Source organism: Delftia sp. UME58 (genome assembly GCF_014170385.1).
Taxonomy (GTDB): Bacteria; Pseudomonadota; Gammaproteobacteria; order Burkholderiales; family Burkholderiaceae_C; genus Comamonas; species Comamonas acidovorans.
Map to the genome: position 1 here is coordinate 111,232 of NZ_LZZV01000088.1, position 15,339 is coordinate 126,570.

The window sequence follows — 15,339 nt, forward strand, 5'->3', positions numbered from 1 at the left end:
GAAAATACGCAGGCCCGCCGGCTGTGTCTGTCAGCCACCCGACATCCCCTCTCATGCAAACTGCCCACGCCTTTTCCTACCTGCCCACGCTGCGCGCCGGCCGCTGGTTCAGCGCACTGGCGCCGCAGTTTGCCGATTTGCTGCTGGCGCTGGCCCAGCCGCGCAGCCTGGAGACGGGCGAAGCCCTGTTCCTGCGCGGCGATGCGCTGGAGGGCGGGCTGTTCGCCGTGGCTCGGGGCAGCATCGGTTTTTCGGGGGTGGGTGGGCAGAGCGAGCAAGCGCGCGAGGCGCTGCTCACGCGCATGGGAGCGGCCACCTGGTTTGGCGAGATCGCGCTGTTCGATGGTTCGCCGCGCACCCACGATGCCCACGCCATGGAGCCCAGCGTGGTGCTGCAGGTGCCGCGCCAGCCGCTGCTGGACTGGCTGCAGCAGCACCCCGCGCACTGGCATGACCTGGGCGTGCTGATGTCGGGGCGCATGCGCGCGGCCTTCGCGGCGCTGGAGGATCTGGCCCTGCTGCCCGCGCCCCAGCGCCTGGCGCGCCGCCTGGTGGCCATGGCGCGCGGCTACGGCGAGCGGCTGGACGACGTGCCGGCCCGGCCGCGCCTGGATATCACGCAGGAGCAGCTGGCGCGCATGCTGTCGATCTCGCGCCAGACCGCCAACGTGCTGCTGCAGGGCCTGCAGGCGCGCGGCATCATCCGCGTGCAGCGCGGCGAGATCGAGATCCTGCAGTGGCAGGCGCTGTGCGCCGAGCGGTTGTGAGAAGGCCCGTCAGCGGACGCACGGCCGCGCCGCTGGCATGTCCCTGCTTCAGACCACCAGCACGTCTTCCACGTCCTGCACCTTGCGCCGCGCCAGTGCGAGATTGGCCTTGGCCTTGTCCAGCACCAGGTAGAGGAACAGTCCCTCGTGGTGGGTGGAGGGGCGCAGGATGTGGTATTGCTTGCTCAGGGTGATCAGGATGTCCTCGATCGCGCCTTCCAGGCTCAGCGAGCGCATGGTCTTGAGCTTGGCGCGCACCAGCTCGGTATTGCCTGCAGCCGCGAGCTCCAGGTCCACGCCCGCGCCTTCCTGGCCCAGGATCATGCCGCTGTTGTAGTCCACCAGTGCGGCACACAGTGCGCCGTCGCAGCGCATCAGTTCGTCCATGGTTTGCTTGATGTTGGCCATTGTTTTTCTACCTTTCTTGTGTAGAGGGAATGTTGGGCACCGTCGTGGTACCCGTCTGCTTGCGGGACAGGTGCGGCTCATGCCGGACCCTGCCCGTTCACGCCTGCTCCAGCGCCCGCGCGGCCTCGCGCGAGACGTAGAGAATCTGGCCCAGCACGGCCTCCCGCGAGGCCACCACGCTGAGCACCAGCGTCAGGCCCGGGCGCCGTGCCTGCAGCATGACGATGCAGCCCTCGGCGGCTTCGATCACCACGTTGGCGCAGTGGCCCAACTGGTTTTCCTCACCGGCGATTGCGCCCAGCGCGGCCATGGAACTGGCCATGGCGGACAGCCGCGCCGGGCTGCCCTGGCCCTGTGCGGCGACCTCGAAACCATCCTCGGTGCTGACTACGCAGCCTCGCACGCCGCGCACCTTGCTTGTCAGTGCCTGCAGCACGGCATGGGCGCGCGCCTTCAGAGCGGAGTCATTCTTCATGGGGACGCTCCTGCGACAGGGCTTCGATCTGCAGCAGCAGCAACTCGATCAGCGCCACCACCTGCGCGGGCTCGCGAACATCGGCCGGCACCACCGGGCACAGCAGGCCACGCGACTGCAGGTGCAGGGCAAATCCTTCGAGGTCGGGACGACCATGCCGGTCCATTCGGCACACGGCCACCACGCAGGCCGTGGTGCGCAGCGTGGCGGACAGGGCATTGATGTAGATATCCAGATCGCCCAGTGGATCGGGCCGACTGTTGTCGATCAGCAGGATCACCCCCAGCGCGCCGCGCGAGAGGATGTTCCACATGAAGTCGAAGCGCTCCTGGCCCGGTGTGCCGTACAGGTACAGTTTTTCGCCGTTGTCCAGGGTGAGCTCTCCGTAGTCCATGCCGGCGGTGGTCAGAGCCTTGTCCACTGCTGCATCGGTGTTGCGCACGTCGGTGCTTACCGGCGCGATCTCGCTGACGGCACGTATGGCGGTGGTCTTGCCCGCGCCCGTGGTTCCGGAAATCAGGATCTTCAGTTCACTCATGCACGGAGGCTCTCGTCAATTGGGCAAGCCGCTGGCGGATGCGGTCGAGAATGCCCCGGGCGGGACCCGGGGCAGCGCTGCTGCGGGGTGCCGTGGCGGTCCAGCGCAGCAGGCCGATTGCGTCGAGGCGGTTCAGGAAGGCAGCGCAGATCTCTGGCGCAAGACCCGAGCGCCGGCACAGCGCCTGCAAGGTGGTCGGCTGGCCCGTCAACAACGTTGCCAGGCGCATGTGGTGTGCGCTTGTCAGCAGCCGCTGGGGAGGCCAGCGCAGCAACAGCACCAGCATGTCGGCCGCTGCTGCCGGGTGGGGTGCCGCCACCATGCGTTGCCCGGACGCCGTCTGGCGCGCGGCCAGGGCACGCATGCCCATGGCATTGAGGCAGACCTCCATCGCGTCGGCGCGCAGGGGCAGGCCCAGGTAGTTCCCCGTGGGGCGGGTGCTTTGGGGCTGGCGGCCCACGCGCAGCGTCACCCCGCTGGACGGCTGCTCGTGGATGCTTTCATGCAGTATCACCAGGTCGGCCGAGAACTCCGTCCATTCCCAGCGGTGCTGCGTGCGGTGGTCCACCAGCCGCACGAAGGAGCGGAACAACTTGGTGTCGCGTTCATCGAGGCCGCGCAGCGTGAAGGTGAGCGAGGTGCGCTCATCCATTCCGCATTCCCTTCAGCAATTGCAATTGCAGTTGCCGTGCCTGCAGGCTCCGGTCTGCCTGTTTCTTTGTGCCCATCACGTCGCCGCTTCCTGTCCTGAATGCGCAGCACGGCGAAGCAAGCCGCGCATGCCAATGATTTCAAAGGAGATGCAGGCGAATCATAGGAAGCGCTTGGAACGGGAGTGGGCAGTTCTCAGGCGCGATTCGGAATCGTCCGATATGTATCTGGATCAGTCCTATCGCATTGCGGTCTTGCAGCGAGGCTTCAGGCTTTTTGAGCGGTTTTTTTCGTCGTTTCCGGATTCTCGAAGCCATGACGGCGATGAAAAATAGGAGTTATCTGGTTGTTGTAACAAAGACCTTGGAATGCATTGCAAATTGAACAGGCTGGCTGTGTTTTGTGTCTGATCGCTCCAGCACTTTGGATGCCCGCACTGGCTTCGTGCACTGATGAACGCAAGACGCACGGCGCCGCCCATTCGGGCAACGGCAGGGTACCGGGTTGACTACCAGGAGGTTGGCAGCTTGAGCTGCAGCATTTCCAGGAAGGACTGCGCCGCATGCGGCAGCGTGCGGCCGGCCAGCGTCTGGACCTCGATGTCGCGCAGGTCCATGCCCCGGTCGCTCAGGGCCACCGCCACCAGTGCGCCCGTGGCCACCATGTGGCGCGCGGCGATCTCGCTGGCCACGGCCACCGCGGCGCCCTGGGCTGCAAAGTTCAGCAGGGTCTTGCCGTGGTTGCTCTCCATCACCGGCATCAGCATCAGTCCCTGGCGGCTGCAGGCCGCGTCCAGCAACTGGCGCACGGCAGTATCGGCCGGTGTGAGTGCCAGGGGGTGGCGTACCAATTGGGCCAGCGACAGGCGGCGCGCCTGGGCCAAGGCATGGCCGGGTGCGACCAGGGCCACCAGGGGCGCCGCCACGCGGCAGGCCACGGCAATGCCTTTTTCAGGCGCGCGGCTGAAGCACAGGCCGATGTCGGCCGTGCCGCTGCGCACGGCCTCTGGCACGGCAGGCGTGGGCAGCACCATCACCTCGAAGACGATGCCGGCATGCGCGCGCTGGAACGCTGCGCACAGGCGCGGCAGGAACTCGTTGGCAAAGGCGTCGGAGCTTGCGATGCGCACGCGGCCGCTGCGCAGCCCCTGCAGGGCCTCGATCTCGCCCAGCGCGCGCTCGGCATCCAGGCCGGCGCGGCGCACATGGTCGGCCAGGATCTCCCCGGCCGCATTGAGCACCATGCCGCGCGGGTGGCGTTCGAACAGCGGCGTGCCCAGCAGCCCCTCTAGCGCCGCGATCTGGCGGCTGATGGCCGAGGCCGCCACATGCAGCCGCGCCGATGCCTCGGTCAGCGATCCGCATTGCGCCACTTCGTGGAAGTAGCGCAGCGCGGTGTCCTGCAAAAGAAGGTGGCGGGCGTCGGGCATGTCGCCCCGATTGTCATCAATTTGCCGCAGAGGCAACGCAGGTTTGCAAATTTGCTGATGGCGGCAAAGGGGCGAGGGTTCTACGATGGCCTGTTGCGGCGTTGCTGGGGAGCAGCGGCTGCAGCCGTCCAACCCCTGTCCAGGAGTGTGCCCATGAAGGCATTGCCCAGCGTTTTACTTCCACGCCGCGCCATCGTGGCTGCAGCCTGTGCCCTGGCTGGCGCCATCGCCCTGCCCGCCGTGGCACAGGGCCAGGCGTCCTGGCCCTCGCACCCGGTGCGCCTGGTCGTGCCCTTTCCGGCCAGCGGCGCCACCGACCTCGTGGCGCGCGTGGTGGCGCAGCGCATGTCCCAGGACCTGGGCCAGCAGCTGGTCATCGACAACCGCCCCGGCGCGGGCGGCACCATCGGCACGGGCGAGGCCGCCAAGGCCTCGCCGGACGGCTACACGCTGCTGTTCACCACCAGCAGCACGCATGCCATCTCGCCGCATCTGATGACCCGTCTGGCCTACAAGGCCGACAAGGATTTCACGCCCATTGCCGAGATCGGCGGCGCGGCCAGCATCCTGCTGGTCACGCCCTCGCTGCCCGTGCGCAACGTGCAGGAGCTGATCGCCTATGCCAAGGCCCATCCTGGCGCCCTCAACTACGCCAGCAGCGGCAACGGCACCATCGTCCACCTGAACGCGGCGGCCTTCGCGGCGCGCGCGGGCCTGCAGCTGACCCATGTGCCCTACAAGGGCACGGCCCAGTCCATCACCGACCTGGCCGCGGGCCAGGTGCACCTGCTGTTCGACTCCATTCCCACCGGCATGCCCCATGTGGCCAGCGGCCGCCTGCGCGCACTGGCCGTGACCGGCGACAAGCGCAGCGCGCTGGCGCCCGACCTGCCCACGGTGGCCGAGTCCGGCCTGCCTGGCTATTCTTCGGTCACCTGGTTCGGCGTCTATGGCCCGGCCGGCATGAAGCCCGAGCTGGTGGCGCGGATCAATCAGGCCTTCAACAAGGCCATCCAGAATCCCGAGGTGGTGGCCAGCCTGGCCAAGCAGGGCGTGGAGGCCGCATCGCCCCGCACGCCCGCGCAGTTCGCTGCCATGGTGCAGGCCGACAGTGCGCGCTGGGCGCAGGTCATCAAAGACAACAAAATCACCCTTGACTAACCTTTTCCCCATCGAGACATGACAAGCACCATCAAGGACTGGACACTTCCCTACGCCTCGCACCGCTCTTCGGTGCTGGGCCGCAACATGGTCTCCACCTCGCAGCCGCTGGCCGCGCAGGCCGGCCTGGCCATGCTGCTGGCCGGCGGCAATGCCGTGGATGCGGCCATTGCCACGGCCATGGCGCTGACCGTGGTCGAGCCCACGGGCTGCGGACTGGGCAGCGATGCCTTCTGCATCCTGTGGGATGGCAAGGAGCTGCACGGCCTCAATGCCTCGGGCCGCTCGCCCCAGGCCTGGACGCCCGAGTACTTCGCCGCGCTGGGCGGCATTCCCGAGAAGGGCTGGAACGCCGTCACCGTGCCCGGTGCCGTCTCGGCCTGGGTGGAGTTGTCGCGCCGCTTCGGCAAGCTGCCGTTCGAGCAATTGGCCCAGCCCGCCATCCGCTATGCGCGCGACGGCTTTGCGGTCTCGCCCACCATCGCCACGCTGTGGGCGCTGGGCGGCGCCAAGCTCGGTGACCAGCCCGGTTTTGCCGAGTGCTTCCTGCCCGATGGCAAGGCCCCCAAGGCGGGCGAGGTGTTCCGCAGCGAAGCCCATGCGCGCACGCTGGAGGAGATCGCCGCCACCAAGGGCGAATCCTTCTACCGTGGTGCGCTGGCGCGCTCGATGGCCGAGCACGCCAAGGCCTGCGGCGGCGCCATGACCGAGGCCGACCTGGCCGCCCACCAGGCCGACTGGGTCGGCACGGTGTCGCAGACCTTTGGCGACTCGGTGATCCACGAGATCCCGCCCAACGGCCAGGGCATTGCCGCGCTGATGGCGCTGGGCATGCTGGACGCACTGGGCGTGGGCGCCGAGCCGCTGGACGGCGTGGAGTCCGTGCACCTGCAGGTCGAGGCCATGAAGCTGGCCCTGGCCGACCTGCACGAATACAACGCCGACGGCGACCACATGCGCGTCGAATCCGCCCATCTGCTGGACGCCGGCTACCTGCGCGAACGCGCGGCGCTCATTGACCGCGAGCGTGCCAGCGCGCCCACCTACGGCGCACCCCGCCCGGGCGGCACCGTCTACCTGGCGGCGGCCGATGCCAGCGGCATGATGGTCTCGTTCATCCAGTCCAACTACATGGGCTTCGGCTCGGGCGTGGTCGTGCCGGGCACCGGCATCAGCCTGCAAAACCGCGGCCACGGCTTCACCACGCAAGCCGGCCATGCCAACGAGGTCGCGCCGCGCAAGCGGCCCTCGCACACCATCATCCCGGCCTTTGCGATGAACGCCGACGGCACGCCCCAGATGGCCTTCGGCGTGATGGGCGGCCCCATGCAGAGCCAGGGCCATCTGCAGATGGCCCTGCGCGTGCTGCGCTACGGCCAGAACCCCCAGGCCGCCGCCGACGCACCGCGCTGGCGCGTGACGGGCGGCAAGGGCGTGGCTGTGGAGCCCGCCTTCGATGCCGAGGTCGTCGCCGCCCTGCGCGCACGCGGCCATGAAGTCACGGTGGAGGAAGGCCATGGCGTCTTCGCCTTCGGCGGCGCACAACTGGTGCTGCGCGACGGCGACCACTACATCGGCGGATCGGACCCGCGCAAGGATGGGGGCGTGGTGGCGTTCTGAGGGCGCGAAAGCCCCAAGGCCTGCCGCGCAGATCGAGTTCGCTTTAGAGTCATGGCATCGAAATCTTGATGCCATGGTGCGAACGGAGGTGGATGCAATGACGGCCAGAGATGATGAATCGGCGCTGCTATCGCGCTGCTCCTTCGTCGCCCGGGAGCGTGCTCAGCCCGCCCAGGACCAGCGCGAAGCCAACGTGTTTCGCCTGGCCGCCATGATCGTCCGTTCACGATTCCCCCAGGAATCTGCGAGCCTGATGCAGGCCAGCGAGCGATATTTCGCCTTGCATCCAGAAGAAAGACTGCCATCGGAAGATGTGGTCAGGCGGGGTTGGGTTCTGAGCCTGCCCCGTCTGCGCGATATGCTCAGCCTTCGGCTGCGTGGGCACTGAGGCCATGTCCATGCTCCCGATTTTTCATACCCATACGGCGCTGGCAGAAGGCCTGCGGGAGCTGTTCAAGCAGATGGAGCAGCGGCTTGCGCTGGGCCGCCCCTTGAATGTCTATCTGGCTGGCGGCATGGCCGTTCACCTCTACACAGCAGACCGCGTCACTACCGATGTGGATGCGGAATTCGGCGGACGCGTCCATCTGCCGAACGACCTGATGGTCGAGGTGATGCTGGAGGACGGCACCCCGCAGGTGGTCTACCTCGACACCAACTACAACTCCAGCTTTGCGCTGATGCATGAGGACTATCTCGATGACGCCATCCCTATCGACCTCGGTGTGGACCAGATTCGCGTGCATGTCCTCTCTCCCGTGGATCTGGCCGTAAGCAAGATTGCCCGGTTCGCCGACAACGACAAAGAGGACATCGCGGCCCTGGTTCGGCTCGGGCTGACCAGCGCCGATGCCATAGAGCAGCGCGCAACAAGCGCCCTGGCCGGCTACATCGGCGGACAAGCCATGCTGAAGCTGAATTTGCGGGACGCGGTGGCATTGGCGCGTCGGGAGGAAGGCGGTCGCTCCGGAACCCCCTGAAAGGCCTGGCTGCCGCAACCGTGTTCGCTCCCCCACTCACCCCCAGCGCAACACCCAATCCGCCCGCCCCCGCGTTGCCGCAATGCGGCGCGCATTGGGCTCGTCCACCTGCGCCACCCAGTCGCGTGCGGCCTGGGGGCTGCGGCCGTGGAGTTCGTGGCGGCGGGTCAGGCGTTCGATGCGAAGGCGGTCGTCCATGTCCACGTACCAGACCTCGTCCAGCAGCGCGCGCACGGCATGCCAGTGCGTGCCTGGCGCATCCTGTTCATCCATCAGCAGGTAGTTGCCTTCGGTGATGACCAGGGGCACGCCGGGCGCGATGGCGATGGCGCCTGCAATGGGCTCCTCGATGGCGCGCCGGAATTCGGGGGCGTAGACCGTTTCATCGGCCACGGGCGCGCGCAGGCGGCGCAGCAGGGCCACGTAGCCGGCCGAGTCGAAGGTGTCGGGCGCGCCCTTGCGCTGCGCGCGGCCCAGGCGCTGCAGCGCGGACTGCGCCAGGTGGAAGCCGTCCATGGGCACGGCCGCCGCCAGCGGGCCCAGCGCCTGCAGCAGGGCCGCGCAGGCCGTGCTCTTGCCTGCGCCGGGCGGGCCAGCCAGGCCCAGCAGGCGGCGGGGGCCGGAGCGTGCCAGCGCAAACGCACGCGCCAGGGCCTCGGGCGGCAGGATGGCCGTCATGCGCGTGCCTGCTGCGCGCTGGCCAGCCCGTCGGCCATGAAGCCGCGTGCGTGCAGGGCCAGGTCCATGCCGTCTTCCCACATCGGGCGCCAGATGGCCAGCGCGTTCGACAGCTGCTCGTTGACGATGGCGGACGAGAAACTCTCGAAGGTGACGGTGCCCTGGTAGCCGATCTGCGCGAGTGCGCCGAAGAACTGCGCGAAGTCGATGTGGCCCGCGCCCAGGTAGCCGCGGTGATTCTCGCCGATATGCACATAACCCAGCCGCTGTCCGCAGGCCAGCACGGGCGCGGCGAGGTCGGCTTCCTCGATGTTCATGTGGTAGGTGTCCAGGTGCACGCAGACATGGGGCCGGCCGACTTCGTCGATGAACTCCAGCGCTTGCGCGGCCGTGTTCAGCAGATTGCTTTCGTAGCGGTTGACCACCTCCAGGCCCAGCGTGACGCCGCGCTCGCCCGCGAAGTCGGCAATGCGCCGCACGGCCTCGATCGCGTTGCGCCGGCCCCGTGGCGAACAGGGGTGACCGTATTTCGCCATGGCGCCGTAGAGGATGCCGCCGAAATAGCGCCCGCCCAGGCGCGCCGTGATGTCCACGCCCTCTTGCAGCAGCGCCAGGCCGCGCGCGACCACGGAGGGGTCTTCGCTGGAGACATCGGCCTCGAAGGTCAGGCCCCGCGAGCAGCCCACGCCCAGGCCGTGCTCCTGCAGCAGATCACGCGTGAGCGCCAGGTCCATGAGCCGGGGGCCGTGCAGGGACAGCTCGACCAGGTCGTAACCGGCCTGGCGCGTCTGCTCGATCACATGGCGGGTGGATGCCGGCGACAGGTCGCCGGCCCAGACAAGGGCGTGGATGCCGAGGGGGTTCATAGGGGCTCCGGGTGGACTCTGCGAGAGCGTGAAGGGGAGGGTTCGGCGGGTGCCCGGGCACGGCCCCGCCAGCGCGCCAGCAGGTGGCGCGCCGCCACGGCGGCGATCATGGTGGCGCCCCACAGGGCCTGCGTGAGCTGGGCATTGGCGCCCAGCAGGTTCACCCCGCTGGACAGCACCTGCAGGATGAGCAGGGCGACGAACAGCCCCGACACCCGGCCGAAGCCGCCCATGGGATCGGTGCCGCCCAGTATGGCCGCAAGCACCGTGACCAGCAGGTAGGACTGGGCGTAGCCCGCACTGGCCGAGTTGAAGCGCGCCATCATCAGCACGGCCGCGATCCAGCACAGCAGCGTGGACAGGGTGTAGACGCCGATCAGCACGCGGCGCGTATCGATGCCCGCATGGCGCGTGGCCTCGGCATTGGAGCCGACCATGCGGATGGCCAGCCCGTGGCGTGTGCTGCCCAGGTGCAAGCCCACCAGGAGGCACACGGCCGCGAAGATCCAGAACGGCAGCGGCAGGCCCAGCCACTGGGCGGAGCCCAGGGCCAGAAAGGTCTCGGGAAAGCCTGCAATGGGCTTGCCGCGCGTGAGCCAGACGCACAGGCCGTTGATCAGCGACATGGTGCCCAGCGTGACGAGGATGGGATGGGCGTTGACGCGCGCCACCAGCCAGCCGCTGGCCAGTCCCACCAGCAGGCTGGCGAGGGCGCCCACGGTCAGTGCCGCGGCGATGAGCAGGCCCTCATGGCCCGACAGGTCCAGGCCCAGCGCCGACAGGCCTCCCACCAGCACCCAGGCCATGGCCAGGCCCGCCATGTTGGCGCTGGCGACCACGGCCAGGTTGATGCCGCCACTGACCAGCGGCAGCATCTGCGCCAGTGCCAGCAGGCCCAGCTCGGGGATTTGCAGCAGCACCGATTGCAGCGTGCCCAGGGTGGCGAAGCTGCCGGGCAGCAGCAGCGTGAACACGGCGCACAGCAGTGCCAGCAGCGCGATCAGGCCCAGCGGCGCGCCAGGGCTGCGGTTCATGGCGCGGCCCCCGCCAAAGGCGCTGCAGGAGTGGCGTCAGCGCTGCGCTGCTGGTTGCGTCGCTGCGTGCGCCGCAGTCCCGTTGCGGCCGCGCAGGCCAGCACCACGGCGCCCAGCAGCACCTGGAAGAAATACGGCGACACGCCCAGCAGGTTCAGCCCGTTGCGCAGCACGGCCAGCAGCAGCACGCCCATCAGCACGCCGCCCACGCTGCCCGTGCCGCCGAACAGGCTGGCGCCGCCCAGCACGGCAGCGGCGAGCACGAACAGCTCCGTGCCGACCAGGGCGTTGGGCACCGACTCGCCCACGCGGTGCGCCTGCACCAGGCCTGCGATGGCCGCCATCATGCCGAGCCAGCCATAGGCCACGCCCTGGATGGCGCCCAGCCCGATGCCCATGCGGTGCGCAGCCTCGGGGTTGCCGCCGAAGGCGTACAGGCGCCGCCCCAGCGCGCTGCGGCCCAGCAGCAGCGCCGTCAGCAGGGCGGCCGCAGCGGCCACGGCGATGGGCAGGGTCAGGCGCACGGGGTCTGCGCCGTCGGTGCCCGCGAAGCGGGCCAGCACCACGGAATCGCTCCACCACGACGGCAGGTCGTAGATGGACCGGCCGCCCGTGCCATGCATCAGCAGCGCGAAGTACAGGTTCAGCGTGGAGATGGTGATGATGATGGAGGTGGCGCGCAGGCGGTGGATGAGCAGGGCGTTGAATGCGCCCAGCACCAGTCCCGTGGCCAGGCCCAGCGCGATGCTGGCCGCCGGTGCCCAGCCCAGGCGTGTGGCCGCGAGGGCCGCAAGGTACTGCGCCACCGTGGCCGTGGCGGCAAACGAGATGTCGATGCCGCCCGCGACCAGCACCACCAGCAGGCCCACGGCCATGATGGCGGTGACCGATGCGCCCTCGGCCACGTCCATCCAGTTGCCCAGCGTCCAGAAGCCCGGCGCCAGGGCGCCGAACAGCAGGGCCATGGCGGCAATGGCCAGGCCCAGCCGGGCCACGGGGTGGTGCAGCAGCGCGTGTGCGTGTTCAGGCATGGACGGCCTCCTCGATCTGGCTTTCGGAATGCACCCCCGGCACGAACTCGCCGGCCATGCGCCCGCCGCGCATGTGCAGCACGCGGTCGCAGTGGGCATGGACCTCGGCCACCTCGTCCGAGATGACGATCACCGCCATGCCCTGTGCGGCGAGCCCGTGCACGATCTCGAAGATGCCCTGGCGGTTGCCGATGTCCACGCCCACGGTGGGCGAGTCGAGGATCAGCAGGCGTGGTGCGGTCGCCAGCCAGCGCGCCAGCACCACGCGCTGGGCATTGCCGCCGGACAGCTGGTGCACGGGCGCGTCCAGCGCGGGCAGGCGCATGTGCAGGCGGTCGCGCCACTGGGCTGCGGTGGCGGCGCGGCGGCTGGCAGGCAGCCAGCCCAGCGGGCCGGACAGGCGCGGCAGCATGGCCAGCACCAGGTTGTCCTGCACGGACTGGCGCAGGTTCAGGCCGAGGGACTGGCGGTCCTCGGGCACATAGGCAATGCCCGCCGCCATGGCGTCGCGGTTGCTGCGCAGCACCAGCGTGCGGCCGCCGAGGCGGATGCTGCCGCGGTCGGGCCGGCGCATGCCGAACAGGCCCAGGGCCAGCTCGGTGCGGCCCGCGCCCAGCAGCCCGGTCAGGCCCAGGATCTCGCCCTCGCGCACGTCGAAGCTCACGTCCTCGTAGTCGCCGTCGCGGCCCAGGCCGCGCACTTCCAGCAGCACGGGCGCGGCGGACATGTCGCGCGCATGCAGTCGCTCATCCACTTCCTGCCCGGTCATCAGCGCGGCCAGTTGCCGGCCCGACAACCGTTCGGCGGGCCAGGTGCCGAGCTTGCGGCCGTCGCGCAGCACGGTGACGCGGTCGGCGATCTCCATGACCTCGTCCAGCTTGTGGCTCACGAAGACGATGGCCATGCCATCGGCCTGGAGCCGGCGCACCACGGCCAGCAGCGCATCGACCTCGGCGCGCGTGAGCGAGGCCGTGGGCTCGTCCATGAACAGCAGCCTGGCCCGGGCCGCCATGCCCCGGCAGATGGCCACGAGCTGGCGGCCCGCAATCGGCAGGTCGCCCACCCGCGCATCCAGCGGCAGCGCAATGCCCAGGCGCCGCAACACTGCCTGGGCCGCCTCGCGCTGGCGCCTGCGGCGCACGGGCGCCCACCAGCGGCCCATGGCCTGGTCGAAGGCAATGTTCTCGGCCACGCTCAGGTTGGGAAACAGCGACAGGTCCTGGTAGATCACCTGGATGCCCAGGGACTTGGCCAGCGCCGGGTCCAGCCGCTGCACGGGCTGTCCGCCGATGTCGATGCGCGCGCCCGGCTGCGGCGCGTGCACGCCGCTGAGCACCTTGATCGCCGTGCTCTTGCCGCTGCCGTTGCTGCCCATCAGGCAGTGCACCTCGCCGGGCATCACGTCCCAGTCCAGCGCATGCAGCGCGGTGGCGTCGCCAAAGCGCACGGTGACCGCCTGCATGCGGACCAGCGCCGTTGTGGTGGCATCCATGGCAGCGCGCGGCTCACAGGCCCAGGCCGACCAGCCGGTCTATGGTCTGCCGGTTGATCGGCTCCAGCTTCTGGCCCTGGATGTTGCGGCGCTCGCGGTCCACCTGCACCTTGCCCAGGCCCGGTATCTCCATGCCGTCCGTGGGCTCGCGGCCGTCGATCAGCATCTTGCCCACATGCACGATGACTTCGCCGGCCAGCGCGGGGTTCCAGATGAAGCCCTCGCGGATCACGCCGTCGCGCACCAGCTTCGCCCCCTGGCCCGGCGAGAACGAGCCCACCACGGCAATGCGGTCGGCTTTGCGCGCGTCGGCCACCGCGCGGCCCGCGCCAATGGGGCCCTGGCTGCCGAAGGCCAGGAATCCCTTGAGGTCGGGGTGCGCGCGCATCAGGTCCTGGGCGCTGCGGTAGGAGTCGTCCAGGCTCTCGGCCACGCCGAAGCGCTCGGACACCAGCTGCATCTTCGGCCACTGTTTTTTCTGGTGGGCGATGGCCGCATCGGCCCAGGCGTTGTGCAGCGGCACGGTCAGCGAGCCCACGAAGACCACGTACTTGCCCTCGCCACCCATGGCCTTGCCCAGGCTGTCCATGTGGCGCTCGCCAAAGCCCGCGACGCTGCTCAGCTCGATGTTCCAGTCGGCGCCCTTCTGGTCGGGCGACTCGTGCGTGAGCACCTTGATGCCCGCGCTGCGTGCACGCCGGAACACGGGCTCCAGCGCCCTGGCATCGTTGGGCACCACGGCGATGACCTTGCTGCGGCGCGCGATCAGGTCCTCGACCGCGCGCACCTGCTGGGCCGCATCGGCCTCGGTGGGGCCGACCATGCCGCTGGAGATGCCCAGCTCGCGGCCTGCCTTGCGGATGCCGGTCTCCATGGCGTTGAACCACGGAATGCCCCCGACCTTGGCCACCACCGACACATCCTCGGCACCGGCCGCGCCTGCCAGCACCGCCAGGGTGCAGGCCAACAGTGCCCTCGAGAACCGGCTGAATCCATGGAACATGGCGCTCCTCCCTCTGTTTTGCACAATCGATTGCGCAAACTATAGACAGATGGACTTCCATTGCCGATGCGGGATTTCCCGGGCCGCTGCTGCGTGCCGGTGCCGGTCCGCCCGAATCGCTGCCGCAGCGGCTACGATGGCCGCCGAGCGCTCCCGTCCCAACCCCTGAAGAGCACCGTGAACCGCCCCCGAACCTCCACCATCTACGACCTGGCCGAACTGGCCGGCACCTCGGCCTCGACGGTCAGCGCCATCCTCAACGGCAGCTGGCAGTCGCGGCGCATCAGCGAGGAGACCGCGCGCCGCGTGCAGCAGCTCGCCCAGGAGCACAGCTTTGCCGTGAACCGCCAGGCCAGCGGCCTGCGCCGCCAGCGCTCGGGGCTGATCGGCATGGTGATTCCCACGCACGAGGACCGCTTCTTCGGCGCGCTGTCCCAGGCCTTCGAGCGCATGGCCCACGCGCGCGGCCTGTGCCCGCTGGTGGTCAGCACGCTGCGCGACGGCGCGCTGGAGGTGGAGACCGTGCGCTCGCTGATCGCCTTTCGCGTGGAGCACCTCATCGTCACGGGCGCCACCCGGCCCGACGCCATCAGCGCCGAATGCCGCAAGGCCGGCGTGCGCCATGTCAACGTGGATCTGCCGGGGAAAAAGGCGCCCTCCGTCACCAGCGACAACCGCTGGGGTGCGGCCGAACTCACGCGCCTGCTGCTGGCGCGCTCCAGGCCCCCGGCAGGTGCGCCGCAGGACGCCATCTGCTTTCTGGGTGGCGTCCGCAAGGAATACGCCACCGAGCAGCGCCTGGCCGGCTTTCGCGAAGCCCTGGCGCCCCACACGCCGGTGGCTGACGAGCACATCCTCTGCTGCGGCTACGACCCCGAAGCGGCCCGCCTTGCCATGGCCGCGCTCTACCAGCGCCTGGGCGGCCTGCCGCGCGCCCTGCTGTTCTCATCGGGCATCACGCTGCAGGGCGCCATCCGCTTCCTGCGCGCACTGCCCGATGCGGAACTGGCGCAATGCAGCTTTGGCAGCTACGACTGGGATCCCTATGCCGAATGCCTGCGCTTTCCGATGCACATGGTGCGCCAGAACGTCGAAGGCCTGATGGCCGAGGCCTTCCGCGCCATCGACGGCGAAGGCCTGCGCGCGGGGCAGGTGGTGCAGGTGCGGCCGCAGTTGGTGGAGTGGGGGGAGGGCTGACCGCTGGAC

The 15,339-nt window shown here is 69.2% G+C and carries 17 protein-coding genes; 6 read left to right on the forward strand and 11 right to left on the reverse strand.

Going from position 1 to position 15,339, the window contains the following annotated elements:
* Positions 1–53: 53 nt before the first annotated feature.
* Positions 54–767: a Crp/Fnr family transcriptional regulator gene (locus A9976_RS21885; RefSeq protein WP_183020751.1), complete on the forward strand. Its 714-nt coding sequence runs from the start codon at positions 54–56 to the stop codon at positions 765–767.
* Positions 768–815: 48 nt separating this feature from the next.
* On the opposite strand, the gene A9976_RS21890 is transcribed toward A9976_RS21885, so the two are convergent.
* The 5 genes from A9976_RS21890 to A9976_RS21910 all read right to left on the reverse strand — a co-directional run bounded on the left by A9976_RS21890 (position 816) and on the right by A9976_RS21910 (position 4,268).
* Positions 816–1,175, reverse strand: coding sequence for a hypothetical protein (locus A9976_RS21890; protein WP_183020752.1), 360 nt, complete (start codon positions 1,173–1,175; stop codon positions 816–818).
* A gap of 97 nt (positions 1,176–1,272) precedes the next feature.
* Complete coding sequence (locus A9976_RS21895) at positions 1,273–1,650, reverse strand: roadblock/LC7 domain-containing protein (protein WP_183020753.1); 378 nt, start codon at positions 1,648–1,650, stop codon at positions 1,273–1,275.
* A complete protein-coding gene (locus A9976_RS21900; RefSeq protein WP_183020754.1) occupies positions 1,640–2,188 on the reverse strand; it encodes an ATP/GTP-binding protein in 549 nt (182 codons plus the stop codon). Before A9976_RS21900 ends, A9976_RS21895 begins: the two co-directional genes overlap by 11 nt.
* Positions 2,181–2,840: a hypothetical protein gene (locus A9976_RS21905; RefSeq protein WP_183020755.1), complete on the reverse strand. Its 660-nt coding sequence runs from the start codon at positions 2,838–2,840 to the stop codon at positions 2,181–2,183. Before A9976_RS21905 ends, A9976_RS21900 begins: the two co-directional genes overlap by 8 nt.
* A gap of 507 nt (positions 2,841–3,347) precedes the next feature.
* Positions 3,348–4,268, reverse strand: a complete 921-nt coding sequence (locus A9976_RS21910) for a LysR family transcriptional regulator (RefSeq protein WP_183020756.1) — start codon at positions 4,266–4,268, stop codon at positions 3,348–3,350.
* 153 nt (positions 4,269–4,421) lie between these two features.
* Between A9976_RS21910 and A9976_RS21915 the strand changes: the two genes are divergently transcribed.
* From A9976_RS21915 to A9976_RS21930, 4 genes are all read left to right on the forward strand, one after another.
* Positions 4,422–5,429, forward strand: coding sequence for a tripartite tricarboxylate transporter substrate binding protein (locus tag A9976_RS21915; protein WP_043825478.1), 1,008 nt, complete (start codon positions 4,422–4,424; stop codon positions 5,427–5,429).
* Between the two features lie 18 nt (positions 5,430–5,447).
* Entirely contained in the window at positions 5,448–7,049 is a 1,602-nt protein-coding gene (locus A9976_RS21920) for a gamma-glutamyltransferase family protein (RefSeq protein WP_183020757.1), read from the forward strand.
* 97 nt (positions 7,050–7,146) lie between these two features.
* Positions 7,147–7,437 (forward strand): hypothetical protein, encoded by a 291-nt coding sequence (locus tag A9976_RS21925; RefSeq protein WP_034366457.1) that lies wholly within the window; start codon positions 7,147–7,149, stop codon positions 7,435–7,437.
* A 10-nt stretch (positions 7,438–7,447) separates the two neighbouring features.
* Positions 7,448–8,029, forward strand: a complete 582-nt coding sequence (locus A9976_RS21930; RefSeq protein WP_259649269.1) for a DUF6036 family nucleotidyltransferase — start codon at positions 7,448–7,450, stop codon at positions 8,027–8,029.
* Between the two features lie 36 nt (positions 8,030–8,065).
* Here the strand turns inward: A9976_RS21930 and A9976_RS21935 are convergent, their stop codons facing one another.
* The 6 genes from A9976_RS21935 to A9976_RS21960 are packed head-to-tail and all read right to left on the reverse strand — an operon-like array spanning position 8,066 to position 14,133.
* Positions 8,066–8,707, reverse strand: a complete 642-nt coding sequence (locus tag A9976_RS21935; protein WP_180318349.1) for a nucleoside/nucleotide kinase family protein — start codon at positions 8,705–8,707, stop codon at positions 8,066–8,068.
* Entirely contained in the window at positions 8,704–9,573 is an 870-nt protein-coding gene (locus tag A9976_RS21940) for a sugar phosphate isomerase/epimerase (protein WP_183020759.1), read from the reverse strand. The genes A9976_RS21935 and A9976_RS21940 overlap by 4 nt, the downstream gene beginning before the upstream one ends.
* A complete protein-coding gene (locus tag A9976_RS21945) occupies positions 9,570–10,607 on the reverse strand; it encodes an ABC transporter permease (RefSeq protein WP_183020760.1) in 1,038 nt (345 codons plus the stop codon). The genes A9976_RS21940 and A9976_RS21945 overlap by 4 nt, the downstream gene beginning before the upstream one ends.
* A complete protein-coding gene (locus A9976_RS21950; RefSeq protein ID WP_183020761.1) occupies positions 10,604–11,638 on the reverse strand; it encodes an ABC transporter permease in 1,035 nt (344 codons plus the stop codon). Before A9976_RS21950 ends, A9976_RS21945 begins: the two co-directional genes overlap by 4 nt.
* The gene (locus tag A9976_RS21955) at positions 11,631–13,130 is read right to left on the reverse strand and encodes a sugar ABC transporter ATP-binding protein (protein ID WP_183020762.1); all 1,500 of its coding nucleotides are present in this window, start codon (positions 13,128–13,130) and stop codon (positions 11,631–11,633) included. Before A9976_RS21955 ends, A9976_RS21950 begins: the two co-directional genes overlap by 8 nt.
* 13 nt (positions 13,131–13,143) lie before the next feature.
* The gene (locus A9976_RS21960) at positions 13,144–14,133 is read right to left on the reverse strand and encodes a substrate-binding domain-containing protein (RefSeq protein WP_183020763.1); all 990 of its coding nucleotides are present in this window, start codon (positions 14,131–14,133) and stop codon (positions 13,144–13,146) included.
* 177 nt (positions 14,134–14,310) lie between these two features.
* On the opposite strand from A9976_RS21960, the gene A9976_RS21965 reads away from it, so the two are divergent.
* Positions 14,311–15,330, forward strand: coding sequence for a LacI family DNA-binding transcriptional regulator (locus A9976_RS21965; RefSeq protein WP_310889408.1), 1,020 nt, complete (start codon positions 14,311–14,313; stop codon positions 15,328–15,330).
* Positions 15,331–15,339 lie beyond the last annotated feature (9 nt).

Coding starts and splice junctions, on each gene's coding strand:
- A9976_RS21915 (WP_043825478.1), top strand. CDS start 4,422: ATGAAGGCATTGCCCAGCGTTTTACTTCCACGCCGCGCCATCGTGGCT.
- A9976_RS21930 (WP_259649269.1), top strand. CDS start 7,448: ATGCTCCCGATTTTTCATACCCATACGGCGCTGGCAGAAGGCCTGCGG.
- A9976_RS21940 (WP_183020759.1), bottom strand. CDS start 9,573: ATGAACCCCCTCGGCATCCACGCCCTTGTCTGGGCCGGCGACCTGTCG.
- A9976_RS21895 (WP_183020753.1), bottom strand. CDS start 1,650: ATGAAGAATGACTCCGCTCTGAAGGCGCGCGCCCATGCCGTGCTGCAG.
- A9976_RS21960 (WP_183020763.1), bottom strand. CDS start 14,133: ATGTTCCATGGATTCAGCCGGTTCTCGAGGGCACTGTTGGCCTGCACC.
- A9976_RS21925 (WP_034366457.1), top strand. CDS start 7,147: ATGACGGCCAGAGATGATGAATCGGCGCTGCTATCGCGCTGCTCCTTC.
- A9976_RS21945 (WP_183020760.1), bottom strand. CDS start 10,607: ATGAACCGCAGCCCTGGCGCGCCGCTGGGCCTGATCGCGCTGCTGGCA.
- A9976_RS21905 (WP_183020755.1), bottom strand. CDS start 2,840: ATGGATGAGCGCACCTCGCTCACCTTCACGCTGCGCGGCCTCGATGAA.
- A9976_RS21920 (WP_183020757.1), top strand. CDS start 5,448: ATGACAAGCACCATCAAGGACTGGACACTTCCCTACGCCTCGCACCGC.
- A9976_RS21935 (WP_180318349.1), bottom strand. CDS start 8,707: ATGACGGCCATCCTGCCGCCCGAGGCCCTGGCGCGTGCGTTTGCGCTG.
- A9976_RS21955 (WP_183020762.1), bottom strand. CDS start 13,130: ATGGATGCCACCACAACGGCGCTGGTCCGCATGCAGGCGGTCACCGTG.
- A9976_RS21890 (WP_183020752.1), bottom strand. CDS start 1,175: ATGGCCAACATCAAGCAAACCATGGACGAACTGATGCGCTGCGACGGC.
- A9976_RS21950 (WP_183020761.1), bottom strand. CDS start 11,638: ATGCCTGAACACGCACACGCGCTGCTGCACCACCCCGTGGCCCGGCTG.
- A9976_RS21885 (WP_183020751.1), top strand. CDS start 54: ATGCAAACTGCCCACGCCTTTTCCTACCTGCCCACGCTGCGCGCCGGC.
- A9976_RS21900 (WP_183020754.1), bottom strand. CDS start 2,188: ATGAGTGAACTGAAGATCCTGATTTCCGGAACCACGGGCGCGGGCAAG.
- A9976_RS21910 (WP_183020756.1), bottom strand. CDS start 4,268: ATGCCCGACGCCCGCCACCTTCTTTTGCAGGACACCGCGCTGCGCTAC.